12 protein-coding genes are annotated in these 19,246 nt (G+C 46.7%); 5 read left to right on the plus strand and 7 right to left on the minus strand.

Annotated features, from left to right (window positions below):
- Positions 1-171: 171 nt before the first annotated feature.
- From QUB08_RS05160 to hemW, 4 genes are all read right to left on the minus strand, one after another.
- Entirely contained in the window at positions 172-1,737 is a 1,566-nt protein-coding gene (locus QUB08_RS05160) for an FAD-dependent oxidoreductase (RefSeq protein ID WP_333223758.1), read from the minus strand.
- Between the two features lie 183 nt (positions 1,738-1,920).
- A complete protein-coding gene (locus tag QUB08_RS05165; protein ID WP_333223759.1) occupies positions 1,921-2,193 on the minus strand; it encodes a DUF1830 domain-containing protein in 273 nt (90 codons plus the stop codon).
- A gap of 112 nt (positions 2,194-2,305) precedes the next feature.
- On the minus strand, positions 2,306-2,566 hold the full coding sequence (locus tag QUB08_RS05170; protein ID WP_333223760.1) for a hypothetical protein: 261 nt from the start codon (positions 2,564-2,566) through the stop codon (positions 2,306-2,308).
- Positions 2,567-2,793: 227 nt separating this feature from the next.
- Positions 2,794-4,137 (minus strand): radical SAM family heme chaperone HemW, encoded by a 1,344-nt coding sequence (gene hemW / locus QUB08_RS05175; protein WP_333223761.1) that lies wholly within the window; start codon positions 4,135-4,137, stop codon positions 2,794-2,796.
- Positions 4,138-4,533: 396 nt separating this feature from the next.
- Here hemW and QUB08_RS05180 point away from each other — a divergent pair, with 396 nt between their 5' ends.
- Entirely contained in the window at positions 4,534-5,613 is a 1,080-nt protein-coding gene (locus QUB08_RS05180; protein WP_333057600.1) for a PIN/TRAM domain-containing protein, read from the plus strand.
- A 310-nt stretch (positions 5,614-5,923) separates the two neighbouring features.
- Here the strand turns inward: QUB08_RS05180 and QUB08_RS05185 are convergent, their stop codons facing one another.
- Positions 5,924-8,134: a Tex family protein gene (locus tag QUB08_RS05185; RefSeq protein WP_333223762.1), complete on the minus strand. Its 2,211-nt coding sequence runs from the start codon at positions 8,132-8,134 to the stop codon at positions 5,924-5,926.
- A gap of 243 nt (positions 8,135-8,377) precedes the next feature.
- Between QUB08_RS05185 and QUB08_RS05190 the strand changes: the two genes are divergently transcribed.
- Positions 8,378-9,217, plus strand: a complete 840-nt coding sequence (locus QUB08_RS05190) for a Uma2 family endonuclease (protein ID WP_333223763.1) — start codon at positions 8,378-8,380, stop codon at positions 9,215-9,217.
- A gap of 53 nt (positions 9,218-9,270) precedes the next feature.
- On the opposite strand, the gene QUB08_RS05195 is transcribed toward QUB08_RS05190, so the two are convergent.
- Together QUB08_RS05195 and QUB08_RS05200 are read right to left on the minus strand one after the other, a co-directional pair.
- Positions 9,271-10,248: a class II fructose-bisphosphate aldolase gene (locus QUB08_RS05195; protein WP_333223764.1), complete on the minus strand. Its 978-nt coding sequence runs from the start codon at positions 10,246-10,248 to the stop codon at positions 9,271-9,273.
- A 287-nt stretch (positions 10,249-10,535) separates the two neighbouring features.
- Entirely contained in the window at positions 10,536-11,273 is a 738-nt protein-coding gene (locus QUB08_RS05200; RefSeq protein WP_333223765.1) for a phosphoadenylyl-sulfate reductase, read from the minus strand.
- Between the two features lie 933 nt (positions 11,274-12,206).
- Here QUB08_RS05200 and QUB08_RS05205 point away from each other — a divergent pair.
- The 3 genes from QUB08_RS05205 (at position 12,207) to QUB08_RS05215 (ending at position 19,215) form a co-directional block, all read left to right on the plus strand.
- Positions 12,207-12,572: a response regulator gene (locus QUB08_RS05205; RefSeq protein WP_333080153.1), complete on the plus strand. Its 366-nt coding sequence runs from the start codon at positions 12,207-12,209 to the stop codon at positions 12,570-12,572.
- A 256-nt stretch (positions 12,573-12,828) separates the two neighbouring features.
- Entirely contained in the window at positions 12,829-13,332 is a 504-nt protein-coding gene (locus QUB08_RS05210) for a chemotaxis protein CheW (protein ID WP_333223766.1), read from the plus strand.
- Positions 13,333-13,422: 90 nt separating this feature from the next.
- Positions 13,423-19,215, plus strand: a complete 5,793-nt coding sequence (locus tag QUB08_RS05215; protein WP_333223767.1) for a PAS domain S-box protein — start codon at positions 13,423-13,425, stop codon at positions 19,213-19,215.
- Positions 19,216-19,246: the final 31 nt, after the last annotated feature.

Here is a 19,246-nt window from a genome sequence, read left to right on the forward strand (position 1 = left end):
ATAAATTATCTTGTGTTGTGGAACAGGCATCTTGCCTGTTCATATATTAGCCACGGGCAAGATGCCCGTGCCACAATTAATAAATAAATAAATTATCTTGTGTTGTGGAACAGGCATCTTGCCTGTTCATATATTAGCCACGGGCAAGATGCCCGTGCCACAATCAATCACTTAATAATCTCCTCCCGCGCCATATTGCCACGCTTCAACTAATCGGTGAAAATAGTATTGCTGTTGCGGCGCTAAATTTTTTACCTGCGGTTCTACGGCTTTCCCCAAAGGCTGCAATCCCGTATAAATTCCTAAATTTAGATAATGAACCATCCAATCGAGCAAATTAGCTATTCCAACCTGCGGGATAATTTTCATAACTAATCCTGGATGGCTAATTGCTGTTTTAAACAGGGTTTGGGACAAAGCCGGAAACAGCACGATATCTTGAAGAAACGGTTTGAGTACCGGTTCTCCCAACTCTTCCATTACCTGAAATACGGCAGCCAAAAGTTGATTGATTTGATTGGGGTCTATTTTTTGATTCATCGCAGCACTCATCGAACGCTGAAACAACCAGGTAACTGATAGATTCGGCTGGTAGGGTTGCAAAAGTGCGAGGGAATTTTTGCTGAGACTGTTGCTTGTCAAAGCTTCGTCAATTCCTAGAGTCAAGCGTTTGAGGTGGCGCACCATTGCCCCGAAACCGCCAAAGCTGAGGGGAGATTGGCTGCCACTGCTATCTCCGACTGGGAGTATGCGATCCCAAGGCGTTTTTAGAGGACTTTGGCGATAGCAGGGGAAAAATCCGTAGAGTGCTCTTTGGAATTTTAACTGTTCGAGTTCGACGTTTTGATATTGGGGAAGCAATCGCAAATACTCTTCAAATAATGTTTCTAAACTGAATCTTTCTGTGTCGGCGTCTATGTAGGTAAATAAGTAGGTGGTGCGGCCGTCTCTGGCTGGAAATGCTTCCCAAAAATATTGGCACTGATTTTGCATTGGGGTGAAGGATGCAAATATGTCGCCGGTTTCGTTTTTGGGAAATCCTTGAGCGCAACTGCCGACTACTAAACATACGGCGTCTGGTTTTTTGCCTTGTCTTGCTTGGCGGACAATCGGCGAAAAATGTCCCATTGCGTCTAAGAATAATCGGGATTTAAATAAATTTTTAGCAATTAGTAAATCGGTAGCTTCCGATTCTACAAGGACTCCATCTGGGTGAATCGTGGCTATTTTAAAGGGGGTGTTTTCAAATAGTTTCCCTCCTGCTTGGAGGAATCGCTGCTTGAGGGTTTCTAGGAGGTAAACTGGATCTATTCCGATGTTGAGTACGTCGCGCACCCAAATGTCTGGGGTGTTGGCAAAGCTTATGCGGGCTGGGTTATATTCGGTGGCTATGGCTTTTTCTATCTCTTCAACTGATAGCAAATTTAGTTCTAAGAATGCGTCTAATTCTTTGCGAGAAATGTTCCATTCTTGCTCGCGTCCGCGCAGGGTGCCACGTTCGAGCAAGGCTACTCGCCAACCCCGCACGGCTAAGGCTGTACCGATTAATATTCCTAGGGTTCCGCCGCCGATAACTATGTCGAAGTCGAGGGTTTCCAGGGGTTGTTGGCTGTGTTTGACTGCTTGGGGTGCTGGTGCGGTGTTTTGTTTGAGGTTTTCCCAGAGTCGATCGACTTTTCTCAGGCCTCCGAGGGCGTCTCCGGGCATTTGGGAGAGGATTTGTTCGGTGAGGGACATCGGGTTTTAGGATTAAACGGCGGTGGATTTTTTATAATTTAACTTAGATTCACATTTCCGACAGTTTCAGGGCTGACGCATGGGTGGCGAGAATCACGGAGTTTTTATAATCACACACAGAAACCCGGTTTCTGAAAAAAAACCGGGTTTCTACCTCTCGTTGGTAAGTCTAAGGAATTATCTTCAATCAGCCGTGCTTAATTCTTCAACTCGCAGCCGATCGCACAAAATTCGCTCGCACACTATACCACCCGTATCCGCACTCCTGCAAACTTCTAACTGAGCTTCCGGCAACGCTTCAAACAAAAAACGTTCCCCCGGAAACACAGTCCGCTCAAAATACCAATTAGGAATATTTGTAATGCGAGCGATTTGCACTTTGCTAGTATTATTTAGATACCAACACAAAATGCGCGTATTACCTTCGGAAATTACCTGATTTAGTGTCAAATTCATTTTTTTAACTTGTTTGTGCAATTGTGCGAGCGATCGGCGAAATGCCTCAACTTAGTATAGCAGATTCCCAGTTAAAACACAATTTTTTATAGATTTTTTTACATTTTTTGGGTTAATTAATCAATTTCGCCGGGGAAACATCAGCGCCTTCCACGTATTCCCAAGAAGGTGCAAAAGCTGGCATTGCTAAAGTGCAAGATTTCCATCCTCCCCTAACAGGTGCGTTCAACAATTGACAGTGACCAACTGAACCTCTTGCCTGTTGGTAGTGACCGCAAAAATTACACTTGGAAGCCGGATTGCAACCGCGCTCGCTAATTACAAGGCAGGGCTGGTTTTGGGTTTGGTTGCGATCGATAGTTAAAGTGTTCATTAAATTACTTTTTAAATGTTCAGTCTTAAGTATGACGGCTGGAGTGCAGTCGTGGCGTCTATCTCAAGGCTTAGTTCGCCTTTAAGTTTTGTTTAGGGATCGATAGAAAATATATTATTTTTGACATGATCAAGCTAGGGAGCAATTAAATTTGCTTTCGGTGGTATTGGCGGCCACGGCTTTAGGGTCGATCGCGCTTGCCGGGGGATATACTTCCTGAGACAGAGCTAATTATCCTCGCCTAACTTGCTGAACAAATCGGCTAAAATTGTATTAGAAAATAAAAAACCTTCGGGATCGCTCAACCTCACATTTCCCGAAAGCGGCAGTTTCGCGCCCTCGCCTAAAGTTGCGCTCGCCCCATCTGCAGTTATAATTTCCACCCATCCTTGCCGCCAGTAGGGCTGCAAACAATGCCAAATTTTATCAACCGTTTGCTGAGTAAACTTTTCAGTCAGCGCCGACAGGCTAACTCCTTCTGCTAAACGCAAACCTAGCATCAGCGTTTCTAACAAAACGTCATTTTCTGAAACTTGAAAATTTTGCTCAATTGCTGGGTAAATATCGGCCTGAGTTTCCCCTCCAATTTTAGGGGTAGCTGGAAAAGTGCTCTCCGAAATACTTCGCACCCACTGATAATATTCTTGAGTTTTGCGAGGCCTTGTCAACCTCCGGCCTTCCACGTAACTCGCCGCCCCCATTCCCAAGCCGTAATAAGGACGATTTTCCCAATAAACGCGGTTGTGGTGGCACTGATAACCGGGCCGAGCATAATTGGAAATCTCGTAATGTTCGTAGCCAGCACCAGTCAGAATTTCCTGCGCTAAACGGTACATTCCAGCAGCGGTTTCATCTGCTGGTAGCGGCTGCGCGCCTGCTTCAAAGTAGCGCCCGAAAGCAGTTAAGGGCTCAACAATTAAGTCGTAACTCGACAGGTGAGTCGGGCTAATTTCCACCGCCGATTTCAGGGAAGCTTCCCAGTTTTCTAAAGTTTGGTGAGGCAGTCCCGAAATTAGGTCTAAACTGAAATTGACAATACCAGCCGATCGCACTATTTCTACTGCTTCAAAAATTTCGGCGACAGAGTGCGATCGCCCGCAAGCTTGCAGCAATTCATCCTGAAAAGCTTGCACTCCCAAACTAACTCGATTTACTCCCGCCGCTGCATATCCCCGCAACTGTTCTAAAGTAAACGTACCAGGATCTATTTCTATAGAAATTTCCGCCTCAGCAGCAATCCCAAATTTGCCGTCGAGAGTCTCTAAAATATTGCTCAACTGACTGACAGAAAGCAGCGAAGGCGTGCCGCCACCAAAAAAAACTGTTTTCAGAGATGCGCCTAAATTTTTAGTTTCTTGAATTTCTTGACACAGTACAGCAACATATTGCACGATTGTGCCGGAATTCTCGCCATTTTTGCGATCGCCCACCACAAAAACCGGAAAATCGCAGTAGTAACAGCGACGGCGACAAAAAGGTATGTGCAGGTAAGCCGAACTCGGAATGCCGGAATTTGCCGCTTGCACACTTTTTTTTAATTCAAATGTTAAATAATCTCTGGTAGGGTTCATTACATCTCAAGTCGAAAGCGCAACTTCAAATCTAAAGTTTTAATTAAACAATCATGAATAATTATGTATATTATGACATTTTCTTACCAAAAAAGCGCTGCGAACGATGGCGTCCCGCCCCGCAAGCTACGGCTCTTTTGATTTAAACTCGTACCGATTTTGAGCAGCCAAAATTCGCCAACAGCCCGCAGCGCGGTCTATTCGCACCTCGTGCCTGCTTTCGGTGGGGCGTGGTAAATTCCGATCAACTCCCAGGCACATCCCCCAAAGGGTACAACCGCGAAATATAAGTTTATGAAAGTCTCTGAGTAAATAGGGCGATATCCGACCAAAGCATGAAAACAAGTATCAGCACTGCAAAGATATAATGTGAATAAATTCATTAACCTAGAACTAATGCTAGACGCAATCATAATAATCTCATTCATAATCGCAGGTGGAGGCATCGGCTATTACGGAGTCGAACTCCTGCCGAGCAATCTGCTGCTGCAAGTTACAAATATACAAGGCTTAAGTTCTGTACTAGGTTCTTTTGGAGCATTAATCGGCTTCGTGATGGGATTAGTGGCTCAAACAACCTATCGCCGTCTGGAAAAACAAGTCCGCGATATGCCAGTGGAGATGCTGCTGACGCGGGCGATCGGCTTAATCATCGGACTGCTAGTAGCAAACTTAATGCTGGCTCCGCTATTCCTGCTGCCAATTCCCCGCGAGTTCGGCTTCATCAAACCTTTAGTCGCAGTCTTGGGTAGCGTCATGTTCGGCTTCACAGGCGTCAGTTTGACCGACACCCACGGCCGCGCTTTCTTGCGGCTGATCAACCCCAAAAGCTTTGACACGGTGTTGCTAGCCGAAGGTACTTTCAAACCAGCAACTGCCAAAGTTGTCGATACTAGCTGCATTATTGACGGCCGAATTGAAAACTTGCTAGAAACAGGTTTCCTCGAAGGTCAAATTATCGTGCCACAATTCGTGCTCCAAGAACTGCAACTGGTAGCTGATTCCGCCAACGATCAAAAGCGAGTGCGCGGACGCCGCGGCTTAGATGTACTCAACCGCATCAAAGAAACATATCCAGAACGCATTCAAATTCACTCGGCAGACTACGAAGATATTGCCACAGTCGATGCAAAATTAGTCCGATTTGCTTTAGATATCGACGGCATTTTGCTCACCAACGATTACAACTTATCGAAAGTAGCTACCGTCCAAAAACTGCCAGTTTTGAATATCAACGATTTGACTCATGCGGTGCGCCCGACTTATTTGCCGGGAGATACGATCGAACTAAAAATCCGCAAAGAAGGCAAAGAACCCTCTCAGGGAATCGGTTACTTGGATGACGGCACAATGGTTGTCGTAGAAGCAGGCAGCAGCTATGTCGGCGGCGAAGCCAGAGTCGTAGTCACCAGCGCCCTGCAAACCAGCGCCGGCCGCATGATATTCGCCCGCCCTCAAGAGTCAGTTATTGTTTGAAACTGAGTAACAATGGCCAGGCCAATCAGAATCAAATATTGCGATCGTTGTTCCCAATCTGCCCCGACTCTCTACCGCGCCCGGTATGACGAGTCGGGGCAGTGGTTTTTTTTGTGTCTTAAATGTTGGGAATCGGTAAGTAAAAACAATCCTTTTTACTTCTACGGTGGCACTTGGAAAGCTAGCAAGAAAAAATAGCAATTACCAGCTTCTTCTTCTTTTCTCTTCCTTCGTGTCCTACCCTACGGGAACGGCTTCGCCGAACGCGTCTTCGCGGTTCGATCGCCCTTTTTCACCTTTCCCCAAAGTTTTAACGTCGGCGCGGGGCCGGAAGCCTGGCGCTATTGCTATTTTGCGGTTGCGGTTTTTCTTGCAACTTCATCGTCAAACTAACCCGCTTTAACTTCTCATTCACCTCCAAAACCCGCACTTTCACAACTTGTCCGACTTTGACAATCTGTTTCGGGTCATCTACAAAGCGATCGGCTAATTGAGAAACGTGAACCAAACCATCTTGGTGCACTCCCACATCAACAAAGGCTCCAAAGTTAGCTACATTCGTGATTATGCCTTCTAATTCCATCCCAACTTGCAAATCGGAGATTTCTTTGATTCCTGCTTGGAAAGTGGCATATTTAAACTCGGCGCGCGGGTCTCTTCCCGGTTTTTCTAGTTCGGAAATAATGTCTCGGAGTGTTGGTTCTCCGACTTTCTCTGTGACATATTTCTTGATGTTTACAGTCTTGATTTTTTCCGATATTTCTGTTATTCCTGTCAGCGGCAAGTCTAAATCTTTGGCGATCACCTGCACGACAGGATAACTTTCTGGATGAACTGCTGTATTGTCCAGGGGGTTTTCGCCGCCGCGAATGCGGAGAAATCCGGCTGCTTGTTCAAAAGCTTTTGGGCCGAGTTTGGGAACTTTCAAAAGTTGGCGGCGATTTTTAAACGCGCCGTTTTCGTTGCGGTAATTGACGATATTTTTGGCAACTGTTGCCGTCATTCCTGACACAAATGTCAGCAGTTCTTTGGAGGCTGTGTTTAAGTCAACTCCGACATAATTAACGCAGCTTTCGACTGTTTCGTCGAGTTTCTTTTTGAGCAGTTTTTGGTCAACATCGTGCTGGTATTGACCGACTCCTATTGATTTCGGGTCGATTTTCACGAGTTCGGCGAGGGGGTCTTGCAAGCGCCGTCCGATGCTGACTGCGCCGCGGACGGTGATGTCGAGGTCTGGAAATTCGGCGATCGCCACATCGCTTGCTGAATAAATCGATGCACCGGATTCATTCACCATGACTTTAATCGGTTTCCTGTCCATTTGGGCCAAAACTTCCGAAACAAATTCGTCTGTTTCGCGGGAAGCTGTACCGTTGCCGATCGCGATTAATTCAATTTTATATTTTTCAATTAAATGCTTGACAATTTTACCAGCTTGCTGTCGCTGTGCGGCCGCTTGGTGGGGAAAAATTGCTTGATATTCTAAAAATTGCCCGGTTTCATCGAGGGCGGAAACTTTGCACCCCGTGCGAAATCCCGGATCGATCGCCAATGTGGGTTTCATTCCCGCCGGCGCCGACAGCAGCAACTCGCGCAGGTTGGTTTCAAAAGTGGCGATCGACTCGATATCAGCGACGGCTTTGTTGTGCGATCGCACTTCTGTAATTAACGAAGTCTTCATCAGTCGGTTGAAGGCATCCTTCAAAGTCGATCGATAAAACTCTTTAACTTCCGGTATCCTAGTTCTAATTTCTTGAGCTTCCAAATAAGCCATCACGGCGGATTCATCAAACGCCAATTCCAAATCTAAAACCCCTTCCGTTTCTCCGCGAAACAGCGCTAACATATTGTGCGACTGAACGCTTCTCGCTGCAACTTGGTAATTGCGGTACATTTCAAATTTAGTGCTTCCTTCCGGGAAATCCTCTTTAATTTTCGAGACAAAAACTCCTCTTTTCATCAAAAATTCTCGCAAATAAGCCCGCAATTCTGCTTTTTCCGAAACCGCTTCCGCCAAAATATCCGCAGCACCTTTGAGAGCTTCTTCTGCTGTCTTCACTCCCTTTTCTTCCGAAATGTATTTAGCTGCTTCCGCCTCAAAGTCTGCTGGTTGAGCCTTCGGTAAGTTCAGAGACTTGATAAATTCTGCCAGCGGTTCCAAACCTTTTTCCCTAGCAATTGTCGCTCGCGTCCGCCGCTTGGGTTTGTAAGGCAGATAAAGGTCTTCGAGTTCGTTTTTTTGCAAACACGATTCGATTTTAGCTTGCAGTTCTTCAGTGAGTTTCCCCTGAGAGCTAATCGTATCTAAAATAGACTTTTTGCGCTCTTCAATTTCCGTCAGATAGGTGAAGCGATCGGAGATATCTCGCAACTGAATTTCATTCAGCAAATCCGTGCGTTCTTTGCGGTAGCGGGCAATAAACGGAATAGTTGCTCCCTCGGCGAAAAGTTCCAGAGCATTATTGACTTGAGACAGATTAATGGAAAGTTCTTGAGCAATCAGTTGAGGAATGTCGATCATAGTGCAGAATTTCGGATCAGTCGATTTTAGATTTTAGATTTTAGATTTTAGATTAACTTCACAGAATAGAGGAAGAAAAGGGAATCATCCCATTTTTGTTAAAATCGCTTTCTAGGAGTGCGATCTTCCCGCACAGCAAAGCCGATATATCTCGCTTCTAGCTCTCCGGCTTGCACTCCTGTGAAAGCATCATTGGGATGTTCCCATGATGTTAGCATAAATGGAGTCATTTCTCAATATTATATGTTTCCTTTTAAATATCCTGTGCCGCAAACCGATCCGCCGCGATCGCCCAGAGAAACGCTGCCGACGATGTACGATTTACCCAGCGAAGACCCGGAGGAACCTGGTTTGCCTGACGAATTTCACGATTTACAGCCGCAGTTGTTGAGCCTGACGTTTCGGCCTCGGAATTATCCGGCTTCTGAGATATTTAGCGGCACCGACATGAACCTTTATTATGACGTGCATCACACTTTGTGGCACAAGCGGCCGGATTGGTTTGGAGTTGTGGGAGTTCCCCGACTTTACGATCGCTCCGAACTGCGGATGAGTTATGTTACTTGGCAGGAAGGCGTGAATCCTTTTGTAATTGTAGAACTGCTTTCGCCGGGAACGGAAAAAGAAGATTTAGGCGACAATACCGATGAAGAAAAGTTGCCACCTCAGTCGGGAAACACTGCGGGTAACGGGCAAGTTTTGGAGGCCGAGACGAAGGAGGAACCGCCCAGAAAATGGGAGGTTTACGAGCAAATTTTGCGGGTTCCTGTTTATGCCGTTTTCAGTCGCTATACTAACAAATTGCGAGTGTTTGAATTGAAGGGCGGACACTATCAAGAATTAGAATTGCCTGAGTCGCGAGTGTGGATTCCTGACCTAAGTTTGGGCTTGGGTTTGTGGCAAGGGGAGTTTCAGGGAATCGATCGACTGTGGCTGCGCTGGTATGATGTTGATGGCAATTGGATTCTGACTGAAGCGGAACAGCAGCGGCAGCGGGCCGAGTCAGCGGAAGCTCAATTGCAGTCTTTAATTCGGCGACTGCGGGAATCTGGCATCGATCCCGATCGATTTTTAAACGGTTAGAGAAGACTGAAGTCCTGACTACAAAATGGTTCGCAGTCAGGACTTGAGTTTTTTTACTTCACAAGAAGACAGAAAGCCTCACTATACACAGGCTTTAACATTTGATCAAAACTTGATTGGTTGCGGCTGGTTTGCTTGTTGCTGATACTCTTGGGAGTCAAGTCATCCGCGTAGGGAGATTGATGCAAATAAGCTTTACCGACAGAACCAAAAAGTTGCAGTTTGTCACAAATGACCGATTGCATGGCATCGATAGCTTTTTCCATTATTTCCAACAAATCTGGATGGGCCTCTGAAATGCTACTTTTTAAAACGTTCATATAAGCTTCGCGAACTTCTGTATTCACATTAAATTTCGATACTCCGAATTTAATACATTGATGAATCATTGACTCCGGCAAACCGCTAGCACCGTGCATCACTAACGGCAATGAAACAGCAGCCCGGATTTTTGCCAGACGAGGAAAATCTAGTTTTGGTTCGCTCAAATATTTGCCGTGAACGTTACCAATTGTTACGGCTAAAAAATCCACCTTAGTTTCTTTGATAAACTCTACTGCTGCTACTGGATCGGTCATCCTTGCAGCTTTCTCATCGATTGTCAAACCGTCTTGCCTGCCACTAATTCTGCCGATTTCTGCTTCAACTGCCGCACCGCTAGCGTGGGCTAATTTAGTCATTTCCCGGCTAAATATTAAGTTTTGTTCGTAGGGCAAAAAAGAACCGTCTGCCATAATTGATTTAATGCCCGCACCTAGGCCGAGGTGAATGTCTTTTTCTGAGGTGCTGTGATCTAAGTGTACTGCGATCGGCACTAAAGATTTGCGGGCCGCTTTGATGCACAGCGCGACTAAAGGCGATTTTCCGTATTGGAGGGCGCTGGGGTGAAGTTGCAGTATAGCAGGGCTGTCCAGCGCTTCGGCTGCATTGATGACGGCCTTTACTCCTTCGAGGTTGTAGACGTTAAAAGCGCCGATCGCATAACCATTTCTCAAGGCCGTGTTCAGCAATTCGCTAGTTGATGCGAGCATATAGTACCTGCTTTAAAAACTTTTCTGAATGTCGATCATTCTATCAAAGTTGAAGGGCAAGCTCAGCTTAATTTGTGTTTATTTTAATTGCGAATTCTTCGGCTAGCATTTATTCTCAATGTCGATCATTATATCAAAGTTCAAGGGCAAGCTCAGCTTAATTTGTGTTTATTTTAATTGCGAATTCTTCGGCTAGGATTTATGTGAAGTGCATTTATTCTTGGGTAAGGTGCAGCGCACCAAACAAATAGTACGGTGCGCTAGGCGCACCTTACTCCTTAAGGGATTTACTCTGTTTGTGCGTTACCAGCGTGCAAACCGCACTCTTTTACGGTCGCTTCTTCCCACCACCAGCGACCTTCGCGTTCGTGTTGGTTCGGCAATACCGGCTTCGTACAAGGTTCGCAACCAATACTTACAAAACCGCGTTCGTGCAACTTGTTGTAAGGCACATCCAAAGCGCGAATGTATTCCCAAACCTCTGCTGAAGACCAGTTTGCTAAGGGGTTGAATTTAATTAATTCATGGTCAGGAGTTGAGAATGCAGTGTCAACTTCAATAACCGGAATACCGTTGCGGGTACTGGGACTTTGGTCTTTTCGCTGACCAGTAATCCAAGCATCGAGAGTATTCAGTTTGCGGCGCAGCGGCTTGACTTTCCGCACGCCGCAGCATTCTTTGTGACCGTCTTGATAAAAACTAAACAATCCCTTTTCTTCTACTAGGGCTTGTACTTCTGCTGCATCGGGAAACATTACTTCTAATTTAATGCCGTAATGTTTTCTGACTTGATCCAAAAACTGATAAGTTTCTGAGTGCAATCGTCCGGTGTCTAGGGTAAAAACGCGGAAATTTTTGGTGATTTTTGAGGCAATATCGATCAGAACTACATCTTCAGCCCCGCTGAAAGAAATGGAGATATTGTCAAAATTTTCTAGGGCAAATTTGAGAATGTCTCGCGGTGTTTTTTGACTGTATTCTGCTTCTAGCGCGGCAATGTTGAGATTTCTTTGGATGGCAACCATATTTTCGGGTTTTCGGTGTTCTTTTCCTCTAGCCCTTTATTATAGCCGATCGCCGTCTCTCCCTCACCGACTAATTTGACAATCAAGCCATGTCGTCCGGGCCCCCCGGATTCATCCGTGAAACGAGAAAAGAGCTCCGACTGCTCATCACCCGCCCCCGGATTTATCAGTGGGAGCGCTTTCTTCAATTCTAAAATCTAAAATCTAAAATCTAAAATCGATTGACCGCATCTTCCAGCAGTCTTTTCGGCTGGGCCCACAATCAAGCTCAAGGATGGCGATCGCTTGCTGGTAGTAGTTTTGGTGAACTCAACACTCCTCGACTGGGTAAAATGGGACTATCGCGCGGTCAATTTATTTTGCCCCCAAATTATAAATTACAGATAATAAAATTCTTTAAATGTCATTGTTACCATCCTCAAATTAAGCTTGTATTATTAATTACAAAATAGCGCTAGCTCAAAAATATAGCGCTGTATATTAAGTGAACAAAGTTTCTCTCAACACCAGTATTTACCGCGCAATATTTACTTTTAAGTGGCTGTTATTTGCGCTAATTAAATAAATCAACCACCATTATTTAGGCAATGAACTTAACTAGATAAGTGGGAACAAATCTCAAAAAAATACGTAGAAAATCCCGCTTTGGCACTTCTGTCGCTCCTTCTACTAAGAGCTGTTGGTTTCAACACAGCGAATCACCAAGAATCAATTACTAATTGCCGATTAATTTATTCAGAGCAATTCCGTTAGTAAAGTAAATTTTTATCGCTTTTTATGGCTGACAGCTAACCTTCAGCCTTACGATCGGCTATATTGTATTTGGAAGTACATTAATTTGTCCGCAAAGCGGTATAGTCTCATCGCCGCCGATCGCGCCAGCTTCTGAATAAACGTAGTCCGCTGTCAATAACAGCAAGGAAGTGTGGAATCATGTCAAAAATTTTAGTAGTGGACGACGTTAAGAGTGAACTAGAAATCATCTGCCGCATTCTTCAAGATGCCGGACTGGATGTGATCCGGGCAGGCGACGGCGAAGAAGCGATCGCCATGATCCGCAAAACCCCTCCGGCTTTGGTCGTTTTAGATGTAGTGATGCCACGAATGAACGGGTTTGAAGTGATCAGAGAATTGCGGGGCGATCGCACAACTGCCAAATTGCCCGTAGTATTTTGTACTCATAAAAACACCGAGATCGATAAAGCTTGGGGAACTGATTTAGGGGCAGACGCTTACGTCAGCAAACCCTTTGAACCTCAACAACTCGTCCACATAGTGCAGCGCCTGCTTTCAGCGTAAACCGAATATAAGCCATCGGCGGCTTCCCAAAAAACATTATACCGACAAACCCCGTTTTTTTTTAATAAACTGGGTTTTTGAATTCCATAAAAGTTTATGTTTAATGATAAAAACCAGCTTATTTGCCCAACCGCGATTTATTTAACGGAAACATTTGAGGCACCCAAAGTGATGCTGAAAAACTCGATCGGCGCTCGGCTTTAGGGTCAAAGCAAAACTTTAATTTGTAAGCTACACTAGAAACTAAAAATAAGCCATGAAAATAACTGCTCCCCCCGCTGGGGGGAATCAGACAAGTGCAACAAAGCAATTTCTCCTGTTCGGTCAAGGAGGCAGTCTGTTCGGCATAGAATTAGAGGCAGTGCGGGAAGTCATTTCCCTCAAGGAACAACCGATTTCCCTGGTTCCCAACACCCAGCCATTTTTGCTGGGATTAACCAACTTGCGGGGCGAAATCTTAGCAGCAGCAGACTTCGGACTGTTTGTCGGTATTGAGTCGGTTGACACCTACCACCCAAACAGCCGCATCTTAGTGGTAGAAGCGCCCGATCCACGAGACGTGAGATTGTTCTCGAAAATGCGCCTGGGATTAGCCGTCTCCCGCGTCGAAGGAGTTTTACCTCTCAATCCCGATCGCATTGTCTCAGCACTAGATGTCAGTCCCGACCTAGCTCCATTCTTAAAAGGTCTGTACAATTCCGAAGGATGCTTGCTAATGATTGTCGATGTAGAAGCGATCGCCCATTCCGAACGCTGGTAAAAATCAACAATACAGATAAGTCTGCAACGGCTGTGCATCAATAATTTTAACTAACGATCGCCCGCATCCGATTTGCCCATCCTTAATTTTATGATCGAACTTCTCTATACCTGGATCGCAACGACTTTCACCCTGACATTGCCTGACTTGTCCTCATCGGTGGTAGCTGGGGCTGCTAATTGCATCATTTGTGTGTGTTACTTTGCCATCGCCTGGCTAATCAGCTTAGGTTTGTGGCGAAACCGTCAATTCGGGTTCGACATCTTCGCCACAGTCACAGCAGGCATATTTTGGAGCTGCGCTTTCGGTCACAGCGGCCACGCCGCCGAATACTTAGGACTGCCGCACTCTCCGGTGGCGCAAACAGTGTGGGATTGGATAACTGTAATTCCGGCGATCGCTTTTTTGAGTTTGTCCAACCGCTACGACTTCTTAGTAGGTTCCACCCAAATCCTTAACTCTAAAAAAGAAACAGAACAAGCGCTGAGCGAAACTACCCAGCGATTTCACGCAATTTTTGACCAAGCTTTTCAAGCGATCGCATTATTGGAGCCAGACGGTACTCTGATCGAAGCAAATCAGACAGCGCTAGAATTGGGCGATTTCCAAGCATCAGAAGTGCTGGGGGTGAAATTTTGGCTGACACCAGGGTGGGCATCATCTCCAACCAACCAGCAGCGCCTAAAAACGAACATTAAACAAGTCTCGGCCGGCAAGTTTGTCCGGGAAGAATACGAAATCACCGGCCCCAACAACCATGTGACAGTAATTGACGTGTCGTTTAAGCCGCTGTTAAATGAAACAGGAGAAGTATTTCAAATCCTCGCCGAAGGCCGCGACATTACCCAGCGCAAACAGACAGAAGCCGCATTGCAGCAGCTAACCGCAGAACTAGAGCAGCGAGTGAATGAAAGAACCGAGCAGATCCTGCAAACTAACGCCCAATTGGAACAGGAAATTCGCGATCGCACCGCAGTACAAGAGCAATTAAAAGCCTCAGAACAATTCTTAAACAACATCCTCAACAGCATCCCCGACCCGATTTACGTCAAAGACAAACAGCACCGGTGGTTAATATTAAACGATGCCTTTTGTCAATACCTAGGTCACAGCAGAGAAGAACTAATTGGCAAATCCTACGACCAGTTCTTGCCCAAACAGGAAGCAGAGACATATCGAGAAAAAGACGAATTAGTTTTCTTGACCAATACCAGCACCGAAATTCAAAAAACCATTACAGACCCAGCAGGAAACACCCGCTTTGTCTCCGCCAAAAAATCTACCTTTGTAGATGCCGACGGCAGACAATTTCTCGTTGCCGCGATTAGAGATATCACCAATCGCGTGGAAATGGAAGAACAACTGCGGCAGACACTGGCAGAAGCAGAAAGCTCCCAAAACTTGCTGCGAACAGTCATTGACGCTACGCCAGACTGCATTTTCGTCAAAGATCGAAACTTGCGCTACACCCTAGTCAATGCAGGTTTCGCCGCCGCCTTCGGCAAAACTCAAGCAGAAATTATCGGCAAAGACGACGCAGAAATCGGCATATCGGTCGATCGAATCTTCGCCAACTTCCAGGCCGAAACAGATTCCCAGAACCAAATCCAAAACTTCCGGGCCGGCAACCACCTCGCGCCCGCCTCCAACGACTTAGCCACCTTAGCCGACGGCAAAGTACACACCTTCGACACCCAGAAATTGCCCCTCAAAGATCCAGAAGGCAACATTTTAGGAATGCTCTGCTTCGCGCGCGACATCACACAGCGTCGCAAATCTGAACAAGAACTATTGCGGTTCAAAGCAATTTTAGAAACCACAACAGACTGGGTAGGCATCGCCGACACCCAACAGCGCACCATTTATCTCAACCGCGCAGCCAGAGAAATGTTGAGAGTTGGCGAGGACTCAGATTTAGCCGGAGTCAGCATTTCCGACCTGACATCGCCCAAAAGTATCGACACTATTATCAACGTCGGCATCCCCGCAGCTTGCCGGGACGGGGCGTGGAGTGGCGAGACAATTTGGCAAACTTTAGACGGCAAAGAAATACCAGTTTCTCAAGTAATTATTGCTCACAAATCCGAGAAGGGAGAAATTGAATTTCTGTCAACGATCGCCCGCAACATTACAGAACGCAAACGCGCAGAAGAAGCCTTGCAGCAGAACTTGCAAATGCTCGACCTTGCCAGCGATGGCTTGATCGTTCGGGATATGGAAGGCAGGATTAATTATTGGAGTCAGGGAGCCGAACGGATGTACGGCTGGACAAAAAAAGCAGCCTTGGGGCAAGTCACCCATACTCTATTGCACACCATTTTTCCCCAGCCTTTAGCAGCTATATCGGCACAGTTAGAAGAGCAGGATTATTGGGAAGGAGAATTAATTCACACCACCAATTATGATACCAAAATTACCGTATTCAGTCGCTGGAATTTGCAGCGAGACGAACAGGGAAAACCCAAAGCAATTTTAGAAACTAACAACGACATCACCGAGCGCAAGCAAGCAGAAATCGAAAAGCAAAGATTGATTTCGCTCGTAGAAAGCAGCTCGGATTTTATCGGCACGGCAACCTTGGATGGAGAGGCAACATACCTGAATGTCGCGGGAATGAAACTAGCAGGATTGCCAAATATTGAAGAAGTAAAAAGCAAAAGTGTTGATGACTTCTTCTCACCCGAAGATGTTAAAATTTTCAAAGAAGAAATCCTGCCGGCTACTGTGCGAGACGGTTTTTGGCAGGGTGAATTCCGCTTGAGGAACTTTCAAACCGGCGAAAACTTTCCGGTTGACTTCACCCTATTTACAGTCAAAAACCCGGAAACCGGCGAGCCGATCGGGTTGGCAACAGTTACTCGCGACATCAGCGATCGCAAACGTGCAGAAGAGATGCTGCGCGATCGCGAAAGACTGTTCCGAGCCATTTTCGACCAATCATTCCAATTAATCGGGCTGCTGGAACCCGACGGCACCGTATTAGAAGCCAACCAAACAGCCCTGACAGTCGCTGGACTGCAGCGCGAAGACTTCATCGGCACGCAGTTTGCCGAGAATCTGTGGTGGCAAATTTCCCCAGAAGCCAAGCAAAGAGTGCAAGATGCGATCGCAAAAGCCGCCGTCGGCGAATTTGTCCGCTACGAAGCCGACGTGCTGGTTGCTGGGGGTGCTGTGATGACTGTGGACTTCTCCCTCAAGCCGATCGTAGACGACAGCGGCAAAGTCGTGCTGCTGATTCCCGAAGCTCGCGACATTAGCGATCGCAAAGCCCTAGAACGAGAATTAGTTTTGCGTCAAACCCGCTTTGACGCATTTTTCGCAGCCGCCCCCACCTCAATGTGTATTTTTGACCAGCAGTTGCGCTTCGTGCAAGTCAACGAGAAATTAGCGGAAACCACCGGCGTCCCAATTGCCGAACACCTCGGTAAGACGCTGAGGGAAGTTGTACCCGAAATGGGCGATAACCTAGACCCGCTGGTGCAGCAGGTTCTCGCCACCAACCAACCGCTGTTAAACGTTGAGGTGTCCGGATCGCTCTTCCACGAACCGGGCGTCGTGCGAGATTGGCTGGCGTCATACTTTCCTTTGCCCGGATCTGACGGCAAATCCATCGGTATCGGGAGTGTGGCGATCGAAATTACCGATCGCAAAAAAGCAGAAGTAGAGCGCGATCGATTTTTCACCCTGTCTCTCGACTTGCTTTGTATTGCAGATTTTGAAGGCAAATTCAAGCGCGTCAATCCGGCTTGGGTAAAAAGCCTCGGCTACACCCTAGAAGAACTGGAAGGCCAACCTTTTCTCAATTTCGTCCATCCAGACGATCAGGAACAAACAGTAGCCGAAACCGGCCAATTATCCAGCGGCCTCGAAACAATCGCTTTTGAAAATCGCTACCGCTGCAAAGACGGTTCCTACAAGTGGCTGTCGTGGAAAGCGCGACCTGAAACCGAACAAAAGTTCATATATGCAGTGGCTCGCGACATTACCGAGAGCAAACAGGCGATGGTGCAACTGGAAAAAACAACAGCCCAATTAGCCCGTTCCGAAGACCAATTTCGGCAGCAAAGCAATCTCTTGCAACTGCTAATAGACAGCATTGGCGACGGCATAATTGCTGCCGACGAAAATAGCAATTTTCTTTTGTTCAACCCCGCGGCCCAAGATATCTTTGGCATGGGTGCGACAGAATATCGTCCCAACGAATGGTCGGAAAAATACGGTTTATTCTTGCCCGATACCGTAACTCCCTTTCCCCCAGCCGAAATACCTTTAGCGCGCACGGTTCGAGGAGAAGCCTTTGACGACGTAGACCTTTTCACCCGCCACGCAGGCCAGCCAGAGGGCCTGTGGGTGAAAGTTAACGGCCGGCCACTAAAAGACGAAACGGGGGCGCTTAAAGGCGGCGTAGTCCTTTGCCGCAACGTCACCGAACAAAGAGCATCCCAGCAGCGGATGCAGCAGTTGGCCGAGGCACAGGAACGCTTGCTGCAAGAACTCAAAACGCGGCAAAATGCTCTGGACGAATCGGCGATCGTCAGCGAAACTGATGTCCAAGGCATGATTACCTACGTCAACGACAGATTCATTGAAATCTCCGGTTACAGCATGGGAGAACTCCTGCACCGCAACCACCGCCTCGTCAGTTCCGGCTACCATCCCCAATCATTTTTTGAAGAAATGTGGGTGACACTTTCTCGCGGTTTGGTGTGGCAAGGGGAAATCAAAAACCGACGCAAAGATGGCTCGTTTTACTGGGTAGATTCGACGATATCCCCCATTTTTGATACCAGTGGCACAATAGTCAAATATATCGCCATTCGCTTTGACATCACCGAGCGCAAAGAGGCAGAAGAACGACTAAAAAAATTGGCAGCAGAACGTAAAGCTGAAGCTGATTCTCTGACGCAGCAAGTCCTTAAATTGTTGGGAGAAATTAAAGGCGCGGCTCAAGGCGACTTGACAGTCAGGGCGGAAGTGACTAACGATGTTTTAGGTGCTGTCGCCGACTCTTTCAACTTCTTAATCGGTTCTCTGCGGAAAGTGGTAACGGGAATTCAAACTTTAGCTGAACAGGTAACATCTGCCACCGACGAGTCAATTAACAATACCAGTCAACTCACTCAACAGGCGGAAATTCAAGCAGCACAAATATCTACTATCATGCGCGAAATCGAGCGGATTGTGAATTCAATCCGCGACGTGCGAGATGTTTCGGTGCGGGCAGAAACAGTGGCTCAGCAGTCTTCTCACACGGCTGAAGTCGGCGGTATGGCGGTCGATCGAGCTGTCGAAGGCATTAACGGGCTCCGGTTGACGATCGCCTCTACCTCGAAAATGATGAAGCGTTTGGGCGAATCTTCCCAGCAAATTGGCAAAATTGTGACTTCGATTTCTCAACTTGCTTCGCAAACTAATTTATTAGCTTTGAATGCTACTATTGAGGCGGCGCGAGCCGGCGAACAAGGTTTAGGCTTTGCAGTTGTTGCCGAAGAAGTGCGGAAATTAGCAGAAAGATCCGCCGGCGCTACGGAGGAAATCTCGGAAATTGTCGGTACAATTCAAGAAGAAATCAGCCGCGTGATGAAGGCAATGGAATCCGGGACGCTGGAGGTAGTGGAAGGCACTAAGCTGGCAAGCGAAGCTAAAACTCACCTCAATGCCATCATCGAAGTTAGTCGAGAAATGAATGCTTTGGTGCAGAATATTACTAGCGCATCTGCCAAGCAAACTGTTTCGGCTGAGGGAATTGCTAACAGTATGCAGCAAGTCAACGAGATTGCGAATACTACCGCACAAAAAGGTGCGGATGTCAAAGCATCTTTGGACGAGTTGTCGGGTTCTTTGGGTCAATTGCAAAAGTCTGTGGCGAATTTCCGTTCGTAATTGTAGAACCCCGACTTATTGAAGAAGTCGG

The organism is Microcoleus sp. BR0-C5 (genome assembly GCF_036705045.1).
In the GTDB taxonomy this organism is placed as follows: Bacteria; Cyanobacteriota; Cyanobacteriia; order Cyanobacteriales; family Microcoleaceae; genus Microcoleus.